Here is a 21,428-nt window from a genome sequence, read left to right as displayed (position 1 = left end):
GATGTTCGAGAGGTTCGGCCGGCAGGCCCGCCAGGCGGTGGTGGGAGCCCAGCAGGAGGCGTTCGACCTCGGCAGCGAGCAGGTCGGCACCGAGCACCTGCTGCTGGCGCTCGCGGGAGGCGACGGCGTCGCCGGCCGGGCGCTCGCCGAGCGCGGCGTGACGGCCGCCGGGCTGCGCGCCCGGATGTCGGCGCTCCGCCCCGGCCCCCTGGACGGCGAGGCGCTCCGCGCCTTCGGCATCGACCTGGACGCGGTCCGCGAGGCCGCCGAGGACAGCTTCGGCGCGGGCGCCCTCGACGCCCCCGCCGGCCGGTTCGGGCAGGGCGCCCGCAAGCACATCCCCTTCTCCCCCGCCGCCAAGCGGACGCTGGAGCTGACGCTCCGCCAGACCGTCCGCCTCGGCCACAAGCGGATCGACGACGGGCACGTCCTGCTCGGGCTGCTCGCCGACGAGCGGTTCCCGGCCGCCCGCCTGCTCGCCGACGAGGGCGTCGACCTCGCCGCCCTGCGCGCCGACCTCGACCGCGCCCTCGCCGCCTGACCCGCCCGGCCGCCCTACATGCGGTCGACGGCGGTGACGCGGAGGACGGCCTCGCCGGCCTGGTCGGAGCCCGCGAGGTCGACCTCGGCGCTGATGCCCCAGTCGTGGTCGCCGGCCGGGTCGTCGAAGACCTGGCGGACCCGCCAGAGGGCGTCCTGCGGCACCTCCTCGATCATGAGGAGCTTGGGGCCGCGCGCGTCGGGGCCGGTGAGCAGCTCGTCGTGCTCGTCGTAGTAGGCGTCGAGCGCGGCGCGCCAGCCGTCCGCGCCGAAGTCGGGGTCCAGCTCGGCGAGGGCGGCGTAGTCCTCGGCGGCGGCGAGCTCCACCCGGCGGAACAGCGCGTTGCGGACCAGCACCCGGAAGGCCCGGGTGTTGGCGGTGACGCGGGTGACGCGGTCCTCGATGACGACCTCGGCCGGGTCGTCGGACGGGTGGGCGAGCTGCTCCCACTCGTCCAGCAGGCTGGAGTCGACCTGGCGGACCAGCTCGCCGAGCCACTCGATCAGGTCGATGAGGTCGTCGTTCTTGATCGACTCGGGCACGGTCTGCTGGAGCGCCTTGTAGGCGCCCGACAGGTAGCGGAGCACCAGGCCCTCCCCGCGGGCCAGCTCGTAGTAGCCGGTGTACTCCACGAACGTCATCGCCCGCTCGTACATGTCGCGCACGACCGACTTCGGGCTGAGCGGGTGGTCGCCGACCCACGGGTGCCCGGCCCGGTACACCTCGTAGGCGGCGCCGAGCTCCTCCTCCAGCGGCTTGGGGTAGGTGACGTCCTGGAGCAGCTCCATCCGCTCCTCGTACTCGATGCCCTCGGACTTCATCTCCTGGACGGCGATGCCGCGCGCCTTGTTCTCCTGGGCGGCCAGGATCTGGCGCGGGTCGTCCAGCGTCGCCTCGATCACCGACAGGACGTCCAGGGCGTAGGACGGCGAGCCGGGGTCGAGGAGCTCGAAGGCGGCGAGCGCGAACGTCGACAGCGGCTGGTTGAGGGCGAAGTCCTCCTGGAGGTCGACGGTGATGCGGGCGTGGCGGCCCTGCGCGTCGGGCTCGTCCAGGGTCTCCACGACGCCGCCCGCGAGCAGCGACCGGTAGATGGCGACGGCGCGCGAGATGTGGCGGCGGCGCGCGGCCGGGTCCTCGTGGTTGTCGGTGAGCAGCCGCCGCATCGCGGCGAACGCGTCGCCGGGGCGCGCGATCACCGACAGCAGCATCGCGTGGCTCACCTGGAACCGCGACCGCAGCAGCTCGGGCTCGGCGGTCTGCAGCTTGGCGAAGGTCTCCTCGTCCCAGCCGACGAACCCCTCGGGCGCCTTCTTGCGCTGCACCTTGCGGCGCTTCTTGGGGTCGTCGCCGGCCTTGGCGAGCGCCTTCTCGTTCTCCACCACGTGCTCGGGGGCCTGCGCGACGACGAACCCGACGGTGTCGAACCCGGCCCGCCCGGCGCGGCCGGCGATCTGGTGGAACTCGCGGGCGCGCAGGCGCCGCACCCGGTGCCCGTCGTACTTGCTGAGCGCGGTGAACACCACGGTGCGGATCGGGACGTTGACGCCGACGCCCAGGGTGTCGGTGCCGCAGATGACCTTCAGCAGGCCGGCCTGCGCGAGCCGCTCGACGAGCCGCCGGTACTTCGGCAGCATCCCGGCGTGGTGCACGCCGATGCCGTGCCGCACGAACCGCGACAGGTTGCGGCCGAACCGGGTGGTGAAGCGGAAGTCGCCGATCAGCTCGGCGATCTTCGCCTTCTCCTCCCTGGTGCACACGTTGATGCTCATCAGCGACTGGGCGCGCTCGATCGCCGCCGCCTGGGTGAAGTGCACCAGGTAGATCGGCGCCTTCCGCTCGGCGAGCAGCTCCTCGATCGTCTCGTGCAGCGGGGTGACCCGGTAGTCGTAGATCAGCGGGACGGGGCGCTCGGCCGAGGACACCACGGCCGTCGAGCGGCCGGTGCGGCGGGTGAGGTCCCGCTGGAAGAACGACACGTCGCCGAGCGTCGCCGACATCAGCAGGAACTGGGCGCGCGGCAGCTCCAGCAGCGGCACCTGCCAGGCCCAGCCGCGCTCGGGCTCGGCGTAGAAGTGGAATTCGTCCATGACGACGACGCCGACGTCGGCGTCCGCGCCGTCGCGCAGCGCCATGTTGGCGAGGACCTCGGCGGTGCAGCAGATGATCGGGGCGTCGGAGTTGACGCTGGCGTCGCCGGTCATCATGCCGACGTTCTCGCGGCCGAACATCTCGCCGAGGTCGAAGAACTTCTCCGACACCAGCGCCTTGATCGGCGCGGTGTAGAAGCCGACCTGGTCGCGGCCGAGCGCGGCGAACAGCGCGCCCGCGGCGACCAGGCTCTTGCCCGACCCGGTCGGGGTGGCGAGGATCACGTTGGCGCCGGAGACGACCTCGATCAGCGCCTCCTCCTGGGCGGGGTACAGCGTGATGCCGCGCCCGGTCGCCCATCTCTCGAACGCCTCGAACAGCGAGTCGGGGCCGAGGTCGTCACCGGAGGGAAGCTGGTCGATGAGGCTCACCCCTCCATCCTGCCCCCGCCGGACCACCGCCCGAGCCATCCCCCGCCGGAAACGGCACCGATGATCCGCGGGCTCCGCGCCGCCGCCGGAGGTGACGGCGGCGCGGAAACCGGTGTCAGGCGTCGGCCTCGGTGCGGTCGCCGGCCCACAGGGTGTGGAACGCGCCGTCGCGGTCGGTGCGGCGGTAGGTGTGGGCGCCGAAGAAGTCGCGCTGGCCCTGCGTCAGCGCGGCCGGCAGGCGGTCGGCGCGCAGCGAGTCGTAGTAGGCGAGAGCGCTGGAGAAGCCCGGCGTCGGGACGCCGAGCCGGGCGGCCGTCGCCACCACCTCGCGCCAGGCGTCCTGGGCGTCGCCGAGGGCCTGCGCGAAGTGGTCGTCGGTGAGCAGCGTCGCCATGGCCGGGTCGGCGCGGTAGGCGTCGGTGATCCGGTTCAGGAACCGGGCCCGGATGATGCAGCCGCCCCGCCAGATCGTCGCCATCGCGCCGAGGTCGACGTCCCAGCCGTACTCGGCGCTGCCCGCGGCGATCTCGTGGAAGCCCTGCGCGTACGCGATGATCTTGGAGGCGTACAGCGCCCTCTCCACCTGGTCGGCGAAGCCGGATCCCTCGGTCGCCCGCCGCGCCGGTCCGGGCAGCCCGTGCGCCGCCTTCCGCAGGTCGGCGTGGCCCGACACCGAGCGGGCGAACACCGCCTCGGCGATGCCGCCGACCGGGACGCCGAGGTCGAGCGCGGTCTGCACCGTCCAGCGGCCGGTGCCCTTCTGCTCGGCCTGGTCCAGCACCACGTCCACGAACGGCCTCCCGGTCGCGGCGTCGGTGTGCGCGAGCACCTCGGCGGTGATCTCGATGAGGTAGGACTCCAGCCGCCCGGTGTTCCAGGTGCGGAACACCTCGGCGATCTCGGCCGGCTCCAGCCCGGCGGCGCCGCGCAGCAGGTCGTAGGACTCGGCGATGAGCTGCATGTCGGCGTACTCGATGCCGTTGTGCACCATCTTGACGAAGTGCCCGGCGCCGTCGGGGCCGACGTGGGTGGCGCACGGCACGCCGTCCACCTTGGCCGCGATGTCCTCCAGCAGCGGCCCGAGGCTCTCGTAGGACTCCGCCGACCCGCCCGGCATGATGCTCGGGCCGTTCAGCGCGCCCTCCTCGCCGCCCGACACGCCGGTGCCGACGAAGTGGATCCCCTGCTCGCGCAGGGCCTTCTCGCGGCGGCGGGTGTCGGCGAAGTGCGCGTTCCCGCCATCGATGATCATGTCGCCGGGTTCCAGCAGCGGCGCGAACTCCGCGATCACCGCGTCGGTGGCGGGCCCCGCCTTCACCATGATCATGAGGCGGCGCGGGCGCTCCAGCGCCGCCACGAACTCCGCGGCGGTCTCGGTGGCGACGAACGCCCCCTCGTCGCCGAACTCCTCGACGAGCGCCTTGGTCTTGGCCGTGGTCCGGTTGTGCAGGGCCACGGTGTGCCCGTGCCGGGCGAAGTTGCGGGCCAGGTTGCGGCCCATGACCGCCAGGCCGGTGACGCCGATCTGCGCCTTGTCCATAGTCGTCTCCCCTTCCGCCGGACCCCTACCCACGTTGTACGGCCCGCGATCACCCGCCGTTCGGCGGCCCGGACCGGCATGTCCTCGGTCCTGGCGGGGAAGAGCCCGGTGTCGGACCATCAGCGAGACGGAAGAGGAACGATGCTGGGACTGCCGGACGAGGTGCGGGCGTGCCTCTTCGACCTCGACGGGGTGCTGACCCGCACGGCCGCCGTCCACGCCGAGGCGTGGAAGGAGATGTTCGACGGGTACCTGAAGGCCCGCGCGGAGCGCGAGGGCGGCACCTTCACCCCCTTCGACGTCGGCACGGACTACGGCACCTACGTGGACGGCAAGCGCCGCGAGGACGGCACCCGCTCGTTCCTGGAGTCGCGCGGCATCCGCCTGCCCGAGGGGAGCCCGGACGACCCGCCGGACGCCGAGACCGTGCACGGCCTCGGCAGCCGCAAGAACGCCCTCGTCCTGAAGATCATCAAGGAGCGCGGGGTGGAGACCTTCGACGGCTCCATCGCCTTCGTCCGCGCCGCCCGCGCGGCCGGCCTGAAGACCGCCGTGGTGTCCTCCAGCGCCAACACCGCCCAGGTGCTGGAGTCGGTCGGCATCACCGGCCTGTTCGACGCCCGCGTCGACGGCGTCACCGCGCAGGAGCGCGACCTGCCGGGCAAGCCCGCCCCCGACATGTTCCTGGCCGGCGCCGAGGCCGTCGGCGTCACCGCCGCGCACGCCGCCGTCTTCGAGGACGCCCTCGCCGGCGTCGAGGCCGGCCGCGCCGGCGACTTCGCCTACGTCGTCGGGGTGAACCGGGTCGACGACGCGCACGCCCGCGACCTGGCCGGGCACGGCGCCGACATCGTCGTGAACGACCTGTCCGAGCTGGCGGAGGGCGGCCGATGACCCGGGCGGACGTGCCCGAGCCGACCTACCTCGTCGACCCCTGGTGCGTGCGCGAGCCCGAGCTGCGGATCGACCGGCTCGCCCAGAGCGAGTCGGTGTTCACCCTGTCCAACGGGCACCTCGGGCTGCGCGGCAACCTCGACGAGGGCGAGCCGAACGGCCTGCCCGGCACCTACCTGAACTCGCTGTACGAGCAGCGGCCCCTCCCCCACGCCGAGGCCGCCTACGGCAACCCCGAGTCCAGCCAGACCGTCATCAACGTCACCAACGGCAAGCTCATCCGGCTGCTGGTCGACGACGAGCCGTTCGACGTGCGCTACGGCCGCCTGCACCGGCACGAGCGGGTGCTGGACCTGCGCGCCGGCACCCTCGTCCGCGAGGTCGAGTGGACCTCCCCCGCCGGGCAGAAGATCCGGGTCACCTCCACCCGGCTGGTGTCGCTGACCCAGCGCGCCATCGCCGCGATCTGCTACGAGGTGGAGGTGCTGGACGCGCCCGCCCGCGTCGTCGCGCAGTCGGAGCTGGTCGCCAACGAGGACCTGCCCGACGGCGGCAAGGACCCGCGCGCCGCGGCCGTCCTCGCCGCGCCGCTCGCCTCCGAGGAGCACGTCGGCAGCGGCGGCAAGCAGGTCCTGGTGCACCGCACCAAGGTGAGCGGCCTCCGCCTCGCCGCCGGCATGGCGCACGAGGTCGCCGGCCCCGACCCGCTGAAGACCGAGGCCGAGAGCGTCCCCGACATCGCCCGCTTCACCGTGGCGACCCGGCTGGAGCCCGGCGAGAAGCTGCGCATCGTCAAGTACCTGGCCTACGGCTGGTCCAGCCAGCGGTCCCGGCCCGCGCTGCACGACCAGGTCGTCGCGGCGCTCGCGGCGGCCGAGCAGACCGGCTGGGACGACCTGCTCGCCGAGCAGCGCGAGTTCCTGGAGGAGTTCTGGCGCGGCGCCGACGTCGAGGTCGACGGCGACGCCGAGATCCAGCAGGCCGTCCGGTTCGCCCTGTTCCACATCCTGCAGGCGGGGGCCCGCGCCGAGCGGCGGATGATCCCGGCCAAGGGCCTCACCGGCACCGGCTACGACGGGCACACCTTCTGGGACACCGAGACGTTCGTCCTGCCGGTGCTCGCGCACACCTACCCCGACGCCGCCCGCGACGCGCTCGCCTGGCGGCACATGACGCTGCCGCTCGCCCGCGAGCGCGCCGCGCAGCTCGGCCTCACCGGCGCGGCGTTCCCCTGGCGGACGATCCGCGGGCAGGAGTGCTCGGGCTACTGGCCGGCGGGCACCGCCGCCTTCCACATCAACGCCGACATCGCCGACGCCGTCCTGCGCTACGTCGACGCCACCGACGACGTCGAGTTCGAGCGCGAGATCGGCCTGGAGCTGATGGTGGAGACCGCGCGCCTCTGGCGCTGCCTCGGCCACCACGACGTGGAGGGGGTGTTCCGCATCGACGGGGTGACCGGCCCCGACGAGTACACCGCGGTCGTGGACAACAACGTCTACACGAACCTGATGGCGCGCCGGAACCTCCAGGAGGCCGCCTCGATGGCGATGCGCCATCCCGACCTCGCCGACCTGCTCGGCGTGACCCCCGAGGAGGCCGCGTCGTGGCGGGACGCGGCGGCGGCGATGCTGGTGCCCTACGACGAGCGGATCGGCGTCCACCCGCAGTCCGAGGGGTTCACCAACCACGCCCGCTGGGACTTCGCCGGGACCAAGGCCGACCACTACCCGCTGCTGCTGAACTTCCCCTACTTCGACCTGTACCGCAAGCAGGTCGTGAAGCAGGCCGACCTCGTCCTCGCGCTGCACCTCTGCGGCGAGGCGTTCACCGCCGAGCAGAAGGCCCGCGACTTCGACTACTACGAGGGCCTCACCGTCCGCGACTCCTCGCTGTCGGCGCAGACGCAGGCGGTGGTCGCCGCCGAGGTCGGCCACCTGGACCTCGCGCACGACTACCTCGCCGAGACGGCGCTGCTGGACCTGCACGACCTGAACCACAACACCCGCGACGGCCTGCACATCGCCTCGATGGCGGGCGCGTGGAACGGCCTGGTCGCCGGGTTCGGCGGGATGCGCGCCGCGGAGGGGCGGCTGCGGTTCGCGCCGCGGCTGCCGAACGGCCTGTCGCGGCTGGCGTTCCGGCTGCGCTACCGGGGGCGGCGCCTGAAGGTGACGATCACCGCCGGCAGCGCCGTCTACGACCTGCGCGAGGGGAACCCGATCAAGCTGCTGCACCACGGCCGCGAGATCACCCTCGCCGACGAGCCGGCCGAGCTCGCCATCCCCCCGCTCGACCCGCGGCCCGCGCCGAGCCAGCCCGAGGGGCGGGCGCCGACGCCGCGCCGGGTCGACCCCCGGCACCAGGACGGCTGAGGCGCGTCAGCACTCCCCGGACGCGGCGCAGGCGCGCGCCGCGTCCGGGACGGGCGCCGCGGTCCCGGCGGCCTCCTTGCGGGCGGTGAGCAGGCGGCGCGGCCCGGGGCCGGTGTCGCCGAGCTCGTCGTAGGGGTTGGCGAGGGCGCAGCGGCTCATCGACAGGCAGCCGCAGCCGATGCAGTCGGTGAGGTCGTCGCGGAGCCGCTCCAGCTGGGCGATGCGGGCGTCCAGCTCGCCGCGCCAGCTCTCCGACAGGCGCGCCCAGTCGGCGACGGTCGGGGTGCGCTCGTCGGGGAGGGTGGCGAGGGCGGCGCGGATGTCGGCGAGCGGGATGCCGACGCGCTGCGACACCTTGATGAACGCGACGCGGCGGAGCGTGTCGCGGGTGAAGCGGCGCTGGTTCCCGGCCGTCCGGCGGCTGGAGATGAGGCCCTTGGCCTCGTAGAAGTGCAGCGCCGACACCGCGACGCCGCTCCGCTCGGCGAGCTGCCCGACGGTCAGCTCGTGGACCCTGTGCTCCAGCCGCGACATGGACGGAAGGCTACCCGGCGGGCGCGCGGTCGCGCCGCGCGCCCGCCGGGGGTCTAAAGGACGGTGCGGGCGCTGCCGGCGCCGGCGGTGCTCCCGGCGCGCTCCCCCATCTTGCGGACCCGGAACGCCGCGCCGATCATGAGGGCGCCGGCCAGGATCGAGAAGAACCCGATCATCCAGATCAGCGCGAGCGCGCCGGACGCAGGCCAGAGGAACAGCAGCAGCCCGAACAGCACCGAGATCGCGCCGGTGACGGCGTACAGCCACTCGCCCTCGATCTCCTTGCGCATCGCGATCGCCGCGACGATCTCCATGACGCCGGTGACCACCGCCCAGGCGGCGATCAGCATGAGCAGGGCGAGGCCGGTGATGCCGGGCCAGATCAGCGCGGCGAGGCCGAGCACGATGCCGGCGATGCCGGAGATCGCGAGCCAGGACCGCGACCCGGCCGTGCTGCCGGTGACCGCCCCGTAGACGGCGATGACGCCGTCCACCAGGGCGTAGGCGCCGAACAGCAGGACGAGCGCCCAGACGGTGATGCCGGGCCAGACCCAGGCGACGATGCCGAACAGCACGGCGAACGCGCCGCGCAGCGCCAGCACCCACCAGTGACGTGTCATCGCATCAAGCATCGTTGCCTCCCGTGGTGGAACCCGTGGTGGAACCGGGCGCGGCGCCGGCGGGCACCGCGTCCGGGGTCGAGGGCGGCGCGCCCTCGCGCACGTCGATGGCCAGGGCGACGTCGTCGCCGGCGTCCACCCGCACCCGCGCGCCCTCGGTGACGTCGCCGTTCAGCAGCATCCGCGACAGCGGGTTGTCCAGCTCGCGCTGGACGGTGCGGCGGAGCGGGCGGGCGCCGAACTCGGGCTTGTGGCCCTTGGCGGCGAGCCAGTCCTTGGCCGCGTCGGTGACCTCCAGCGCGACGCCCTGCCCGGCGAGGCGCTGCCGGGTGCGGCCGAGCAGCAGGTCCACGATCCGCCGCAGCTCGGTCCGGTCCAGCCGGGTGAAGACGATCGTCTCGTCGATCCGGTTGAGCAGCTCGGGCCGCAGGGTGTGCAGCAGCAGGTCCATGATCTGGTCGCGCAGTTCGGGGGTGTCGCCGCCCGCGTCCAGGATGAGCTGGGCGCCGACGTTGGAGGTCATGATGACGATCGTGTTGGTGAAGTCGACGGTGCGGCCCTGGCCGTCGGTGAGGCGGCCGTCGTCGAGCATCTGCAGCAGGATGTTCATGACGTCGGGGTGCGCCTTCTCGATCTCGTCGAGCAGCACCACCGAGTGGGGGCGGCGGCGGACGGCCTCGGTGAGCTGCCCGGCCTCGTCGTAGCCGACGTAGCCGGGCGGTGCGCCGATGAGCCGGGAGACGGTGTGCTTCTCCTGGAACTCGCTCATGTCGACGCGGATCATGTGGTCGGTGCCGCCGAACAGCACGTCGGCGAGGGCGCGGGCGAGCTCGGTCTTGCCGACGCCGGTCGGGCCGAGGAACAGGAAGCCGCCCTGCGGCCGGTCCGGGTCCGCGAGGCCGGCGCGGCCGCGGCGGACGGCCTCGGCGACGGCCCGCACGGCCTCGTCCTGCCCGACGACGCGCTCGTGCAGGTGCTGCTCCATGCGGAGCAGCCGGTCGCGCTCCTCCTCGGTGAGCTGGGACACCGGGATGCCGGTGCGGCGCGACACGACCTCGGCGATGTCGACGGCGGTGACCTCGGGGACGTCGTCGCGGCCCGCGCGGGCGCGCTCCAGCTCGGGCCGCAGCCGCTCGATCTCCAGGCGCAGCTCCTCGGCGCGCGCGAAGTTGTCGCTCGCGACGGCCTGGTCCTTGTCGCGGTGCAGGCCCTCCAGGCGCCGCTCCAGCTCGCGGGCGTCCTCGCCGGGCGACTGGGCGCGCAGCCGGACGCGGGCGGCGGCGTGGTCCATCAGGTCGATGGCCTTGTCGGGCAGGAACCGGTCGGAGATGTAGCGGTCGGACATGCGGGCGGCGGCGTCGAGGGCGCCGTCGGTGATGCGGACCTGGTGGTGGGCCTCGTACTTGTCGCGCAGGCCCGCCAGGATCGCGATCGTGTCCTCGACGGTCGGCTCGGGCACGAGGACGGGCTGGAAGCGGCGCTCCAGCGCGGCGTCCTTCTCGATGTTGCGGCGGTACTCGTCGATGGTGGTCGCGGCGACGACGTGCAGCTCGCCGCGGGCGAGCGCGGGCTTGAGGATGTTGGCGGCGTCCATGCCGCCCTCGGAGGCGCCCGCGCCGACCAGGGTGTGGACCTCGTCGATGAACACGACCAGGCCGTCGGAGTGCTCGCGGATCTCGTCGATGACCTTCTTGATGCGCTCCTCGAACTCGCCCCGGTACTTGGACCCGGCGACCATGCCGGTGAGGTCGAGGGCGACGACGCGCTTGCCCTTCAGCGACTCGGGGACGGCGCCGTTGACGATGCGCTGGGCGATGCCCTCCACGATCGCGGTCTTGCCGACGCCGGGCTCGCCGATCAGCACCGGGTTGTTCTTGGTGCGCCGCGACAGGACCTCGATGGCCTGCTCGACCTCGTCCTCGCGGCCGACGACGGGGTCGAGGGCGCCGTCGCGGGCGAGGTCGGTGAGGTCGCGGCCGTACTCGTCCAGCGTCGGGGTCCCGGACGCGCCGCCCTGGCGGGCCGCGCCGGTCCGCTCGGGCTCGTTCAGCACCGCGTCCTGCAGCTCGTTGGCCGACACGCCCTGCGCGGCGAGCAGCCGGGCCGCGCTGGAGTCGGGGTTGGCGGCGAGGGCGAGGAGCAGGTGCTCGGGCCCGATGTAGCTGGCCTCCAGGGCCCGCGAGACGCGCTGGGCGTCGAGCAGGGCGCGCTTGGCGGCGGGGGTGAAGGTGGTGGGCGGCTCGCCGGGCGCGCCGGAGCCGGTGAGGTCGGCGACGCGCGCGAGGAGCGCGTCGGGGTCGGCGCCCGCGGCGTCGAGGAGGCCGCGGGCCGGGCCGCTCTCGGCGGCGGCGGCGAGCAGGTCGACGACGTCGACGTCGGCGGCGCCGCGGCGGCCCGCGCGCTGCAGGGCGCGGGCGATGAGCTCGCGCCCGGTCTCGCTCAGCAGCTGCCCGATGTCGACCCGCTGCACCCCGCCCGAGCGCGGCGGCCACGATTCGGGCGCCCCGAACATCCTGCCCGTCAGGTACTCGAACCCGCGGAACGGGTCGTTGAACATCGATGAGCCGAACGGCGTGCTGGCCACAGTGGCTACCCCCTTGATCTTCAAGGTGACCGGGCGCCGCCTCGCGGAAGACCAACAGGGCCGACAATCTTGGCAAATTCCCCTAACGGGGCGGTGCGGCGAGCGCCTCGATCCGCCGCTCGATGCGCTCCAGCCGGGCGACGAGCTCGGTCACGTCGCCGTAGGTGGCGGACTGCTCGGCGCGGCGGAGCCGCACCACGACCGCACCGCCGGGCTCCAGCGTGATCAGCTCGGTGTCGCCGACGCCGTCGCCGCCCTGCTCCTGGACGGCCTGGTCGACGTCGCTCGGCAGCAGCGCGAGGCGGCGGAGGTTCGCCTCGTCGTAGTCGCCGTGCCGGGCGAGGGTGTACTGGCGGCCCTTGACGATCCGGCGCAGCCAGGGGACGCGATGCGCGACGCGGACGAGCACGCCGTTGGCGAGGAGCAGCACGACGGCCCCGACGACGCCGCCGAGCATGGAGTTGTCGGGGCCGATGATGGCGTTCTGCACGACGTTGGACAGCAGCAGCATGACGACGAAGTCGAAGCCGGTGAGCTGGGCGGTCTCGCGGCGCCCGAACAGCTGCAGGAGCAGCAGCACGACGAGGAACACCGCGACGGTCCGCACCACCTTGTCCAGCAGGGGGATCTGGATGGAGAACAGGTCGTGCCACATGCGCCGCTCCTCGCCGCCGGGGATGGTGGTCGGGGCAAAAATAGAACGGCCGCGGGGCGCGAGGCCCCGCGGCCGTCCGTCAGGCCCGCCCGGCGTGTCGCCGGCGCGCCCGGATCACTCGCCGAGGCGGTTCACCAGGGCGTGGTACTCGTCCCACAGCTCCTTCGGCAGGTGGTCGCCGAAGGTGTTGAAGAAGTCGGGGACGAGAGCCGCCTCCTGCTTCCACACCTCGGTGTCCACCGACAGGAGGGTCTCCAGGTCGGCGGCCGGCAGGTCCAGGCCGTCGGTGTCGAGGGCCGCGGCGGTCGGGAGCTGGCCGATCGGGGTCTTGGCGGCGTCGGCCTGGCCGTTCAGGCGCTCGACGATCCACTTGAGGACGCGGCTGTTCTCGCCGAAGCCGGGCCAGATGAACGTCCCGTCGGCGTCCTTGCGGAACCAGTTGACGTAGTAGATGCGGGGCAGCTTCTCGGCGTCGGTGGACTTGCCGATCTTCAGCCAGTGGCCGAAGTAGTCGCCCATGTTGTAGCCGCAGAACGGCAGCATGGCGAACGGGTCGCGGCGCAGCTCGCCGACGGTGCCCTCGGCGGCGGCGGTCTTCTCCGAGGCGATGTTGGCGCCGAGGAAGACGCCCTGCTGCCAGTCGAAGGACTCGGTGACGAGCGGGACCGCGGTCGCCCGGCGGCCGCCGAACAGGATCGCCGAGATCGGCACGCCCTTCGGGTCCTCCCACTCGGGCGCGATGATCGGGCACTGCCCGGCCGGGGTGGTGAAGCGGGCGTTCGGGTGGGCGGCCGGGGTCTCCGACTCCGGCGTCCAGTCGTTGCCCTTCCAGTCGGTGAGGTGCGCGGGCGGCTCCTCGGTGAGGCCCTCCCACCACACGTCGCCGTCGTCGGTGAGCGCGACGTTGGTGAAGATGCTGTTGCCCCACAGGGTCTTCACCGCGTTGGCGTTGGTGCCCTCGCCGGTGCCCGGCGCGACGCCGAAGAAGCCGGCCTCGGGGTTGATGGCGTAGAGGCGGCCGTCCTCGCCGAACCGCATCCAGGCGATGTCGTCGCCGACGGTCTCGACCTTCCAGCCCGGGATGGTCGGCTCCAGCATGGCGAGGTTGGTCTTGCCGCACGCCGACGGGAACGCGGCCGCGACGTAGCGGGTCTCGCCCTGCGGCGGGGTGAGCTTCAGGACGAGCATGTGCTCGGCCATCCAGCCCTCGTCGCGGGCCATCGTCGAGGCGATGCGGAGCGCGTAGCACTTCTTGCCGAGCAGCGCGTTGCCGCCGTAGCCCGAGCCGTAGGACCAGATCTCGCGGGTCTCGGGGAAGTGCGAGATGTACTTGGTGGAGTTGCACGGCCACGGCACGTCGGCCTGGCCCGGCTCCAGCGGGGCGCCGACCGAGTGCACCGCCTTGACGTAGGAGCCGCGCTCCTCGATCAGGCGGAGGGCGCCCGCGCCCATCCGCGTCATGATCTTCATGGAGACGACCACGTACGGCGAGTCGGTGATCTCCACGCCGAGCTGGGAGATGTTCCCGCCGAGGGGGCCCATGCAGAACGGCACCACGTACATGGTGCGGCCCTTCATGGCGCCGGCGAAGACGCCGGCGAAGGTCTTCCGCATCTCGTCCGGGGCGATCCAGTTGTTGGTCGGCCCGGCGTCGGCCTCGTTCTCGGAACAGATGTAGGTGCGGTCCTCTACTCGCGCGACGTCGCTCGGGTCGGAGGCGGCGTAGAAGCTGTTCGGGCGCTTGTCGGCGTTCAGGCGTTTGAACGTGCCCTGCTCGACCAGAAGGCCGGTCAGGCGCTCCCATTCGGCGTCCGAGCCGTCGCACCACTCCACCCGATCGGGCTGAGCGAGTTCGGCGATCCCGCGCACCCAGTCGATGAGGTCGGTGTGACTGGTCGGTGCCTGGTCGAGGCCGGGGATCTGGTGGGACACGGGCAACTCCTTCAGCTGTTCGCAGGATCTTTGCATCATGAACAAAAGCGCACGTCTTTGCCATTTGGTCTGGACCAATCCCCGCCACTTTTGGGCGTTCCGGCACCCATTTGTGATTGATGTCACCCGAAAACAGCGGGCGAACGCGGGGTGGCGGACAGGGGTCGGGCAGGCCGTCAAGCTGGGTAAACGTGTGTTTCGGCGGCTTTCACCGCGACCCACACACGCGCGCCCTCGGCCAATTGGAGTTCGGCGACCGCGCCCGCCGTCACGTCGGCGGCGGCGTCCAGCGGGGGCCCGGAGACGGTGACCCGGACGCGGTCGCCGTGGCGCTCGACGGCCGACACGGTCGCCTGCCAGACATTGCGCGGGCTGCCGTCGGGGCGGGACCGGTGCAGCGCCACCGCGGCCGGGGAGAAGGCAAGGAAAACCTCACCTTCGAGTGAGTCCAGGGTGTCGAGGACATGCCCGTCCCCCGTGCCGTCCGCCACGGTCACGCTCCGCCCGGCGGCGCGCCCCCGGTACAGGTTCAGCCCGACGAGGCGGGCGACGTAGTCGGTGCGGGGCCGCCGGGCGATCTCGGCGGGCGCGCCCTGCTGGACGAGGCGGCCGTCCTCGACCACCACGATGCGGTCGGCGAGGACCATGGCGTCCAGCGGGTCGTGGGTGACGAGCACCGCCGCGCCGCCGAACCCGGCGAGGTGGCGGCGGAGCGCGGCGCGGACCTCCAGGCGGGTGTGCGCGTCGAGGGCGGCGAGCGGCTCGTCGAGCAGCAGCAGCCGGGGCTCGACGGCGAGCGCGCGGGCGAGCGCGACGCGCTGCGCCTGCCCGCCCGACAGCGCGCGGGGGCGGTCGGACGCGCGGTCGGCGAGGCCGACGCGGTCCAGCCACGCGGCGGCCGCGCGCCGCGCCTCGCCCTTGCGGCGGCCCTGGCAGCGCGGCCCGAACGCGACGTTGTCGAGGGCCGACAGGTGCGGGAACAGCAGGTAGTCCTGGAACACCATGCCGATGCCGCGCCGCTCGGGCGGCAGCGGCCGCAGCTCGGCGCCGTCCACCCGGACGTGCCCGCCCGCCGTCGGGACGAGCCCGGCGAGGGCGCGCAGCGCGGTGCTCTTGCCCGCGCCGTTCGGGCCGAGGAGCGCGACGACCTCGCCGGGCGCGGCGGCGAGCTCCAGGTCGAGGTCGAACGCGCCGCGCCGCACCACCAGGCGCGCGTCCAGGCCGCTCATCCGGCGCCGCTCATCCGGCGCCGATCCAGCGGTCGCGCAGCGCGGCGAGGACGAGCACCGAGACGGCGAGCAGCACCAGGCTGAGCACGATCGCGGCCTGCGGGTCGGTCTCCAGCGCCAGGTAGACCGCGAGCGGCATGGTCTGGGTGCGGCCGGGGAAGTTGCCGGCGAAGGTGATGGTCGCGCCGAACTCGCCGAGCGCCCGCGCCCAGCAGAGCACCGCGCCCGCCGCGACGCCGGGCGCGACGAGCGGCAGCGTGACGCGCCGGAACACCGTCCAGCGCGACGCGCCGAGGGTCGCGGCGGCCTCCTCGAAGCGCTGGTCGGCGCCGCGCAGCGCGCCCTCCACGCTGATCACCAGGAACGGCATCGCGACGAACGTCTCGGCGAGCACCACGCCCGCCGTGGTGAACGGCAGCGTGAGCCCGAACCAGGCGTCCAGCCACTGCCCGACGAGGCCGCGCCGGCCGAGCGCGAGCAGCAGCGCGACGCCGCCGACGACCGGCGGCAGCACCAGCGGCACGGTGACGAGGGCGCGCAGCAGCCGCGCCCCCGGGAACGGCACGCGGGCGAGCAGCCAGGCGAGCGGGACGCCGAACAGCAGGCAGAGCGCGGTGGCGAGGGTGGCGGTGACGAGCGACAGCCGGAGCGCCTCCAGCACCTGCGGCTCGGCGAGCCGGGTGCCGAGGGTGGACCACGGGGCGCGGGCGAGCAGCCCGCCGAGCGGCAGCACCAGGAACGCCAGCCCGACGAGGGCGGGCAGCAGCAGGACCGCGGGCGGGCGCCGGATCACGGGGCCTCGAAGCCCGCCTGCGTCAGGACGGTCCTGCCCGGGGCCGACAGGACGAGGTCCACGAACTGCTTGGCGAGGTCGGGCTGCGGCGCCCTGGCCAGCGTCGCGATCGGGTAGGCGTTGATCGCCTTGGCGGACTCGGGGAACTCGATGCCCTTCACCTTCGCGCCGGCGGCCTTGGCGTCGGTGCGGTAGACCAGCCCGGCGTCGGCCTCGCCGAGCTCGACCTTGGTGAGCACGCCCTTGACGTCCTGCTCCTGCGACGCGGGCTTCACCTTGAGGCCGGCCGCGGCGAGCGCCTTCTGCGCGGCCGCGCCGCAGGGCACCGGGGTGGCGCAGAGCACGACCTTGAGGCCGGGCTCGGCGAGGTCGGCGAACTTCGCGACCTTGCCGGGGTCGCTCGGCGGGACGGCGATGACGAGGCGGTTCTTCACGAACGTGGTCGGTGTGCCGGCGGCGCCCTTGGCGTCGGTGACGGTCTTCATGGTGGCCGGGCTCGCGGCGGCGAACACGTCGGCGGGGGCGCCCTGGTTGATCTGCGCGGCGAGCGCGGAGCTCCCGCCGAAGTTGAAGCGGACCTTCACGCCGGGGTGCGAGCTCTCGAAGGACTTGCCGAGCGCGCCGAACGTCTCGGTGAGCGAGGCGGCGGCGAACACGTTCAGCGTCCTGCTCCCGCCGGACGCCTTCTCGTCGTCGCCGGTGTCGCCGCAGGCGGCGGACGCCAGCAGGGTGCTCGCCGCGACGGCGATGGCCAGGGTGCGCTTCACAGGGGGCTCCTCGTGCAGGGGGAAGGAGAGGGACGCGGGGTCAGAGGGCGTCGGGGCGCTCGACGACGACGGTGGTCGACTTCACGACGGCGTCGGCGACGACGCCGACCTCCAGCCCGAGTTCGTCGGCGGCCTCGCGGCTCATCAGCGACACCACCCGGAACGGCCCGGCCTGGATGTCGACCTTCGCCATGACGCCGTCGCGCACGACGCCGGTCACGATGCCGCGCATCCGGTTGCGGGCCGAGGAGAACCGCTCCCCGTGGCCGTCCTGGTCGCCGGGCCGGTCGCGGACGAAGGCGGCGAGCTCGGCGCCGGGGACGATGCGGTGGCCGTGGTCGTCGCGCGCGGCGGCGAGCCGGCCGCTGTCGACCCAGCGGCGGACGGTGTCGGCGCTGACGCCGAGGAGCGCGGCCGCCTCGCTGATCCGGAATGTCGTCACGGGGGACAGCGTAACGGCTCGCAGATTCCAGGACGAGTCCGAGATCACCCTTCGGTGTGCGAGGGGTATCGCCTCCTCTCCCTGGCAGGAGCGGCCCGATCGACCGATTACCGAACGGGATTCCAATAGCGGCCGCCGGATGCCACCATCGGAGGGCAGCCGACCGAAGGAGCACGCGGTGCCCGCACCCGAGCAGACCGAGCCCGAGCGGACCGGGTCCCGGCCCGCCGCCCTCGTCATCGACCGGCGGGGCGCCGCCAGCCTGCGCTCGCGCGCGGTCGCCGCGGGCGTCCGCCGCCTCCTGCGCCCCTACCTCGCCCGGTTCGAGGCGGCGCCGTTCGACGAGACCGCGCTCCGGCGGGCCGCGTCCTACGACCGGCTCGCCGCCCGCTCGCGCCCGCCGCGCGGCACGCACCGCGAGCGGGTGCGGTTCCCCGGCTTCGGCGCCGAGTGGGTGCACGGGCCCGGCGTCGGCCGCGCCCGCGACCGGGTGATCCTCTACCTGCACGGGGGCGCCTGGGTGAGCTGCGGCCTGAACACCCACCGGCCGATGGTGGCGCGGTTCAGCGCCGCCGCCGGGGTGCCGGCCCTGTCGGTGGACTACCGGATGATCCCCGACGTCCCGTTCGAGCGCGAGGTGGACGACTGCCTCGCCGCCTACCGGTGGCTGCTGGAGGAGCGCGGGGTGCCCGCCGCCGACATCGTGATCATGGGGGACTCGGCGGGCGGCCACCTGGCGTTCGCGACCGCGCTGCGCGCCCGCGCGGAGGGCCTGCCGCTGCCCGCCGCGCTCGTCGGCCTGTCCCCCATGCTCGACATGGACCTGACCGGCAAGCTCGCGCACGCCAACGCCTCGCTCGACCCGTCGGCGCCGGGCGTCCTGCTGGAGCGGCTGATGGAGGGCATCGTCGGGCACCTGGACGTCGCCGACCCGGCGGTGTCGCCGATCCGCGCCGACCTCGCCGGGCTGCCGCCGGTGCTGCTGACGGCGGGCTCGACCGAGCTGCTGTACTGCGACTCCGAGGAGATGGCGCGGCGCCTCGCCGCGGCGGGCGTCCCGGTCACCTTCCAGGTCTGGGACCGGCAGATCCACGTGTTCCAGATGTTCGGGCCGCTGCTGCCCGAGTCGCGGGAGTCCATCGCCGAGGTCGGCGCGTTCGTCCGCGACGCCCTGCGCCGCTGACCGGACGGCGCCTCATCCCCGGCGCGGGCCGTCCAGCACCTGGGCGATCATGCCGAGGGTCGCCCAGTCCACCAGCGCGCCGTCCCGGATCTCGGCGAGCCGCCGCACCTCCACGTGGGTGACCTCCCCGTGGGCGGCCACCCCGCCCGGCCCGGCGGCGCGCAGCGCGGCGACCTCGGCGTCGGTGATCTCGGCGGCGAACAGGTGCGCGCGGTAGGCGCTGAGCGTCGCGGCGACCTGCCGGACCGCGACCGGCCGCAGCCGCGCGGCGTCCAGCACGAGGCCGGTCTCCTCGCGCACCTCGGCGAGGGCGACGGCGGCCGGGCCGCCGTCGCCCGACCCGCCGGGCAGCTCGTGCACCTGGCCGTCGGCGGTCGCGGCCGGGCTGCGGAACTCGCGCACCAGCACGACCAGCGTGTCGCCGGGGTCGGGCGCGGGGCGGTACAGCACGACGGCCGAGACGTCGGGACGGCCGATCACCGCCTCGCCGGTCTTGACGCGGTCCTCGGCCGCGACGTGGACCCGCACGCGCAGCGCCCAGAAGGAGCGGAGGCGCCACTCCAGGCGGGCGCCGAGCAGGGTGTTGCCGGCGCCGCGCTGCGCGGCGTACCAGTCCTGGAAGTGCGGCGTCCGCCAGACCAGCAGCGGCACCTCGCGCTCCCCGCCGGTCCGGCGCGCGCCCGCCCCGAGGCGCTCCAGCACGGCGGCCGCGGCGCCGGGGACGTCGGCGGCCGTCGGTACGCCGGAGCGGCGCGCGTAGTGCAGCAGGTACTCGTTCTTCGGCGCCTCGGGCGGGGCGCCGAAGACGGCGCGGCCGCTGTCGTGCCACATGCCCCACTCCACGTTGGTGGTGAACGCGGGCATCGTGTCGAGCTCGCGCGGGACGTAGAAGAGCACCTCGTCGGACAGGTGCAGGCAGCGCTCCTCCCAGCCGACCTGCGCGGCGTGGTCGGCGGGCGGCCCGGCGGTGGCGCCCGGCGCGTACTCGGGCACGAAGACGACGAGGCGGCCGCCGCTCCAGCCCGCGCGCAGCGCGGCGACGGCGGCCGGTCGCCAGGACGCGACGCCCGGGTCGCGGGGCGTCGGCCCGGCGAGGAAGACCGCGGCGTCCCAGCCGTCCGGCGGTTCCTCGCCCGTGTGCACGACGTCGACCTCGCGGCTCATGGGCGGCTCCCGGATGCGCAGGCGTGGACCGGCCCCGTGAGGGTACAGGCCGGGCACAACACCACACCTCGCCCCGGGAGGGCGATATGACAGGAATCCGACACGTCCCCCGCTCCCGCGGCGTCCTCAGCGGCGCGCTGCTCGTGCTGCTCGGCGCCTGGGGCGCGCTGCTGCCCTTCGTCGGCCCCTACTTCGACTTCGGCTTCGCCCCCGACCGCACCTGGGTCTACGACACCGACCGGCTCCAGCTCAGCGTGGCGCCCGGCGCCGCCACGGCGCTCGGCGGCCTCATCGTCCTCGCCGCCGCGAGCCGCGCGTTCGCGGCGACCGGCGCCTGGCTCGCCGCGCTCGGCGGCGCCTGGTTCGCCGTCGGCCCGCAGGTCGCGGTGCTCTGGGACGCCGGGGGCGTCGGCGCGCCGCTCGGCACCGAGGAGGGGCGCCGGGTCGGCGAGCAGCTCGCGGGCTTCACCGCCCTCGGCGTGCTCATCGTGTTCTTCGCCGCGCTCGCGCTCGGCCGGTTCGCCGTGGTCGGCGTCAAGGACGTCCAGATCGCCGAGGCGCAGGCCGAGGCCGACCGGGCGCGCGCCGAGGAGGCCCGGCGAGACGAGGCCGGGGACGATCGGGAGGACGCGGAGGACGCCCCGTCCCACGCCACCACCCAGCCGTTCGCGCCCCCGCAGGGCCGCTACGGGCGCGGCGCCCCGGCCGCGCGGCCCCCGGCGCCCGCCGACCCCGACGACCAGCGGGTCGCGGGCCGCACCCTGACCGACCCGCCCGCCGGGACCGACCGGCGCGACGGCTTCAGCCAGCCGCCGCGATGACGGGGACGCCGTGCTCGGGGCACACCGGCACGGCGGTCCCATCGGCCCCGCCCGGCACCACCCCGCAGAGGGTGGGGCGCCGCCGCCGCAGGTCGGTGATCTCCAGCCGCCCGCCCGCGGCCCGCGCGTGGTGGTGGCGCCACAGCACGTGCAGCCGCCCGCACCCCGGCGCCCGCGCGCCGTAGTAGCCGACGACCAGGTCGTGCAGCAGGACCGGCCCGTCGAGGGCGAGCGCCGTCGCGACGTCGGCGCGGGGCAGCGCCCGCACGCGGACGCCCGGCCCGGCGGCGTCCGCCAGCGCGGCGGCCGACGCCTCCAGGGTGGCGGGGACGTCGACGACCACGGCGCGCCCGGCCCTCGCGGCGAGCCGCACGGCGCGCGCGTCCAGCAGCGCCCGGCGCTCCTCGTCCAGCACGTCGGCGCCCGGCGACAGCAGCACCCCGTAGGCGGGACCGGTGCGCCCGAGGCGGCCCCGGTCGAGCATCGCGTCGCGGACCTCCAGCACCGGGACGCCGCGCGCGGGCACGCCGGCGGTCCGCAGGGCCGCGCGGAGGGCCGCCGCGCCGCCGGTCCACAGCGACGGCTCGCGCGCCGGGCCGTAGGGGCGGCCGAGGGGGCAGAGGCGGAACGCCTGATCGGTGAGGAGCGCGGCGGGCACCGGCACGACGTCGTCCAGCTCGCGCCCGGCGGCCGCCCACTGCTCCCGGTAGAAGGGCACCTCGCGGAAGGCGCGGGCGACGGTGCGGCGCCGGGCGGCGTCCCAGCGTGCCGGGGAGAACCCCGCGCGGGCGGAGGCGTCGGTGGGGGCGGGCCGGGGGGCGGGCATGGCGGT

At 74.4% G+C, this 21,428-nt stretch carries 18 protein-coding genes; 5 read left to right on the top strand and 13 right to left on the bottom strand.

Annotation, left to right across the window (positions count from 1 at the left end; all coding sequences use genetic code 11):
- The first annotated feature begins 1 nt into the window (after position 1).
- Positions 2 to 541, top strand: a complete 540-nt coding sequence (locus tag K1Y72_RS02335; RefSeq protein WP_220162688.1) for a Clp protease N-terminal domain-containing protein — start codon at positions 2 to 4, stop codon at positions 539 to 541.
- 14 nt (positions 542 to 555) lie between these two features.
- Here the strand turns inward: K1Y72_RS02335 and K1Y72_RS02330 are convergent, their stop codons facing one another.
- Both K1Y72_RS02330 and gnd read right to left on the bottom strand, forming a co-directional pair.
- A complete protein-coding gene (locus K1Y72_RS02330) occupies positions 556 to 3,063 on the bottom strand; it encodes a DEAD/DEAH box helicase (RefSeq protein ID WP_220162686.1) in 2,508 nt (835 codons plus the stop codon).
- A gap of 115 nt (positions 3,064 to 3,178) precedes the next feature.
- The gene (gene gnd, locus K1Y72_RS02325; protein ID WP_220162684.1) at positions 3,179 to 4,603 is read right to left on the bottom strand and encodes an NADP-dependent phosphogluconate dehydrogenase; all 1,425 of its coding nucleotides are present in this window, start codon (positions 4,601 to 4,603) and stop codon (positions 3,179 to 3,181) included.
- Between the two features lie 141 nt (positions 4,604 to 4,744).
- On the opposite strand from gnd, the gene K1Y72_RS02320 reads away from it, so the two are divergent.
- Positions 4,745 to 5,497 (top strand): HAD family hydrolase, encoded by a 753-nt coding sequence (locus K1Y72_RS02320; RefSeq protein WP_220162682.1) that lies wholly within the window; start codon positions 4,745 to 4,747, stop codon positions 5,495 to 5,497.
- Entirely contained in the window at positions 5,494 to 7,872 is a 2,379-nt protein-coding gene (locus tag K1Y72_RS02315; protein WP_220162680.1) for a glycoside hydrolase family 65 protein, read from the top strand. The genes K1Y72_RS02320 and K1Y72_RS02315 overlap by 4 nt, the downstream gene beginning before the upstream one ends.
- 6 nt (positions 7,873 to 7,878) lie before the next feature.
- Here K1Y72_RS02315 and soxR read toward each other — a convergent pair whose 3' ends face one another.
- From soxR to K1Y72_RS02270, 9 genes are all read right to left on the bottom strand, one after another.
- A complete protein-coding gene (gene soxR, locus K1Y72_RS02310; protein WP_220162678.1) occupies positions 7,879 to 8,406 on the bottom strand; it encodes a redox-sensitive transcriptional activator SoxR in 528 nt (175 codons plus the stop codon).
- 53 nt (positions 8,407 to 8,459) lie between these two features.
- Positions 8,460 to 9,026, bottom strand: a complete 567-nt coding sequence (locus K1Y72_RS02305) for an HdeD family acid-resistance protein (protein WP_258571748.1) — start codon at positions 9,024 to 9,026, stop codon at positions 8,460 to 8,462.
- Positions 9,027 to 9,030: 4 nt separating this feature from the next.
- Entirely contained in the window at positions 9,031 to 11,583 is a 2,553-nt protein-coding gene (locus K1Y72_RS02300) for an ATP-dependent Clp protease ATP-binding subunit (protein ID WP_220162908.1), read from the bottom strand.
- Between the two features lie 109 nt (positions 11,584 to 11,692).
- A complete protein-coding gene (locus K1Y72_RS02295; protein WP_220162675.1) occupies positions 11,693 to 12,265 on the bottom strand; it encodes a DUF421 domain-containing protein in 573 nt (190 codons plus the stop codon).
- Positions 12,266 to 12,379: 114 nt separating this feature from the next.
- On the bottom strand, positions 12,380 to 14,197 hold the full coding sequence (locus tag K1Y72_RS02290; RefSeq protein ID WP_220162673.1) for a phosphoenolpyruvate carboxykinase (GTP): 1,818 nt from the start codon (positions 14,195 to 14,197) through the stop codon (positions 12,380 to 12,382).
- A 176-nt stretch (positions 14,198 to 14,373) separates the two neighbouring features.
- Entirely contained in the window at positions 14,374 to 15,426 is a 1,053-nt protein-coding gene (locus K1Y72_RS02285; RefSeq protein ID WP_220162671.1) for an ABC transporter ATP-binding protein, read from the bottom strand.
- Between the two features lie 10 nt (positions 15,427 to 15,436).
- A complete protein-coding gene (locus K1Y72_RS02280; RefSeq protein ID WP_220162669.1) occupies positions 15,437 to 16,219 on the bottom strand; it encodes an ABC transporter permease in 783 nt (260 codons plus the stop codon).
- Positions 16,216 to 16,986, bottom strand: coding sequence for a molybdate ABC transporter substrate-binding protein (gene modA / locus K1Y72_RS02275; RefSeq protein ID WP_220162667.1), 771 nt, complete (start codon positions 16,984 to 16,986; stop codon positions 16,216 to 16,218). The genes K1Y72_RS02280 and modA overlap by 4 nt, the downstream gene beginning before the upstream one ends.
- Before the next feature lie 40 nt (positions 16,987 to 17,026).
- Complete coding sequence (locus K1Y72_RS02270; protein WP_220162665.1) at positions 17,027 to 17,428, bottom strand: TOBE domain-containing protein; 402 nt, start codon at positions 17,426 to 17,428, stop codon at positions 17,027 to 17,029.
- 178 nt (positions 17,429 to 17,606) lie between these two features.
- Between K1Y72_RS02270 and K1Y72_RS02265 the strand changes: the two genes are divergently transcribed.
- Complete coding sequence (locus K1Y72_RS02265; RefSeq protein WP_308286841.1) at positions 17,607 to 18,611, top strand: alpha/beta hydrolase; 1,005 nt, start codon at positions 17,607 to 17,609, stop codon at positions 18,609 to 18,611.
- 12 nt (positions 18,612 to 18,623) lie between these two features.
- Here K1Y72_RS02265 and K1Y72_RS02260 read toward each other — a convergent pair whose 3' ends face one another.
- Positions 18,624 to 19,775: a nucleoside 2-deoxyribosyltransferase domain-containing protein gene (locus K1Y72_RS02260; protein WP_220162662.1), complete on the bottom strand. Its 1,152-nt coding sequence runs from the start codon at positions 19,773 to 19,775 to the stop codon at positions 18,624 to 18,626.
- Between the two features lie 86 nt (positions 19,776 to 19,861).
- Between K1Y72_RS02260 and K1Y72_RS02255 the strand changes: the two genes are divergently transcribed.
- Entirely contained in the window at positions 19,862 to 20,596 is a 735-nt protein-coding gene (locus K1Y72_RS02255) for a hypothetical protein (protein WP_220162659.1), read from the top strand.
- Here the strand turns inward: K1Y72_RS02255 and K1Y72_RS02250 are convergent.
- Positions 20,577 to 21,422 (bottom strand): hypothetical protein, encoded by an 846-nt coding sequence (locus tag K1Y72_RS02250; RefSeq protein ID WP_220162657.1) that lies wholly within the window; start codon positions 21,420 to 21,422, stop codon positions 20,577 to 20,579. The two genes, K1Y72_RS02255 and K1Y72_RS02250, sit on opposite strands and share 20 nt — an antisense overlap.
- Positions 21,423 to 21,428 lie beyond the last annotated feature (6 nt).

This window comes from Actinomadura parmotrematis (assembly GCF_019458805.1).
GTDB classification, from domain to species: domain Bacteria; phylum Actinomycetota; class Actinomycetes; order Streptosporangiales; family Streptosporangiaceae; genus Spirillospora; species Spirillospora parmotrematis.
The sequence above is the reverse complement of the archived record's forward strand: the minus strand, read 5'-3'. Positions and strand labels throughout refer to the sequence as shown.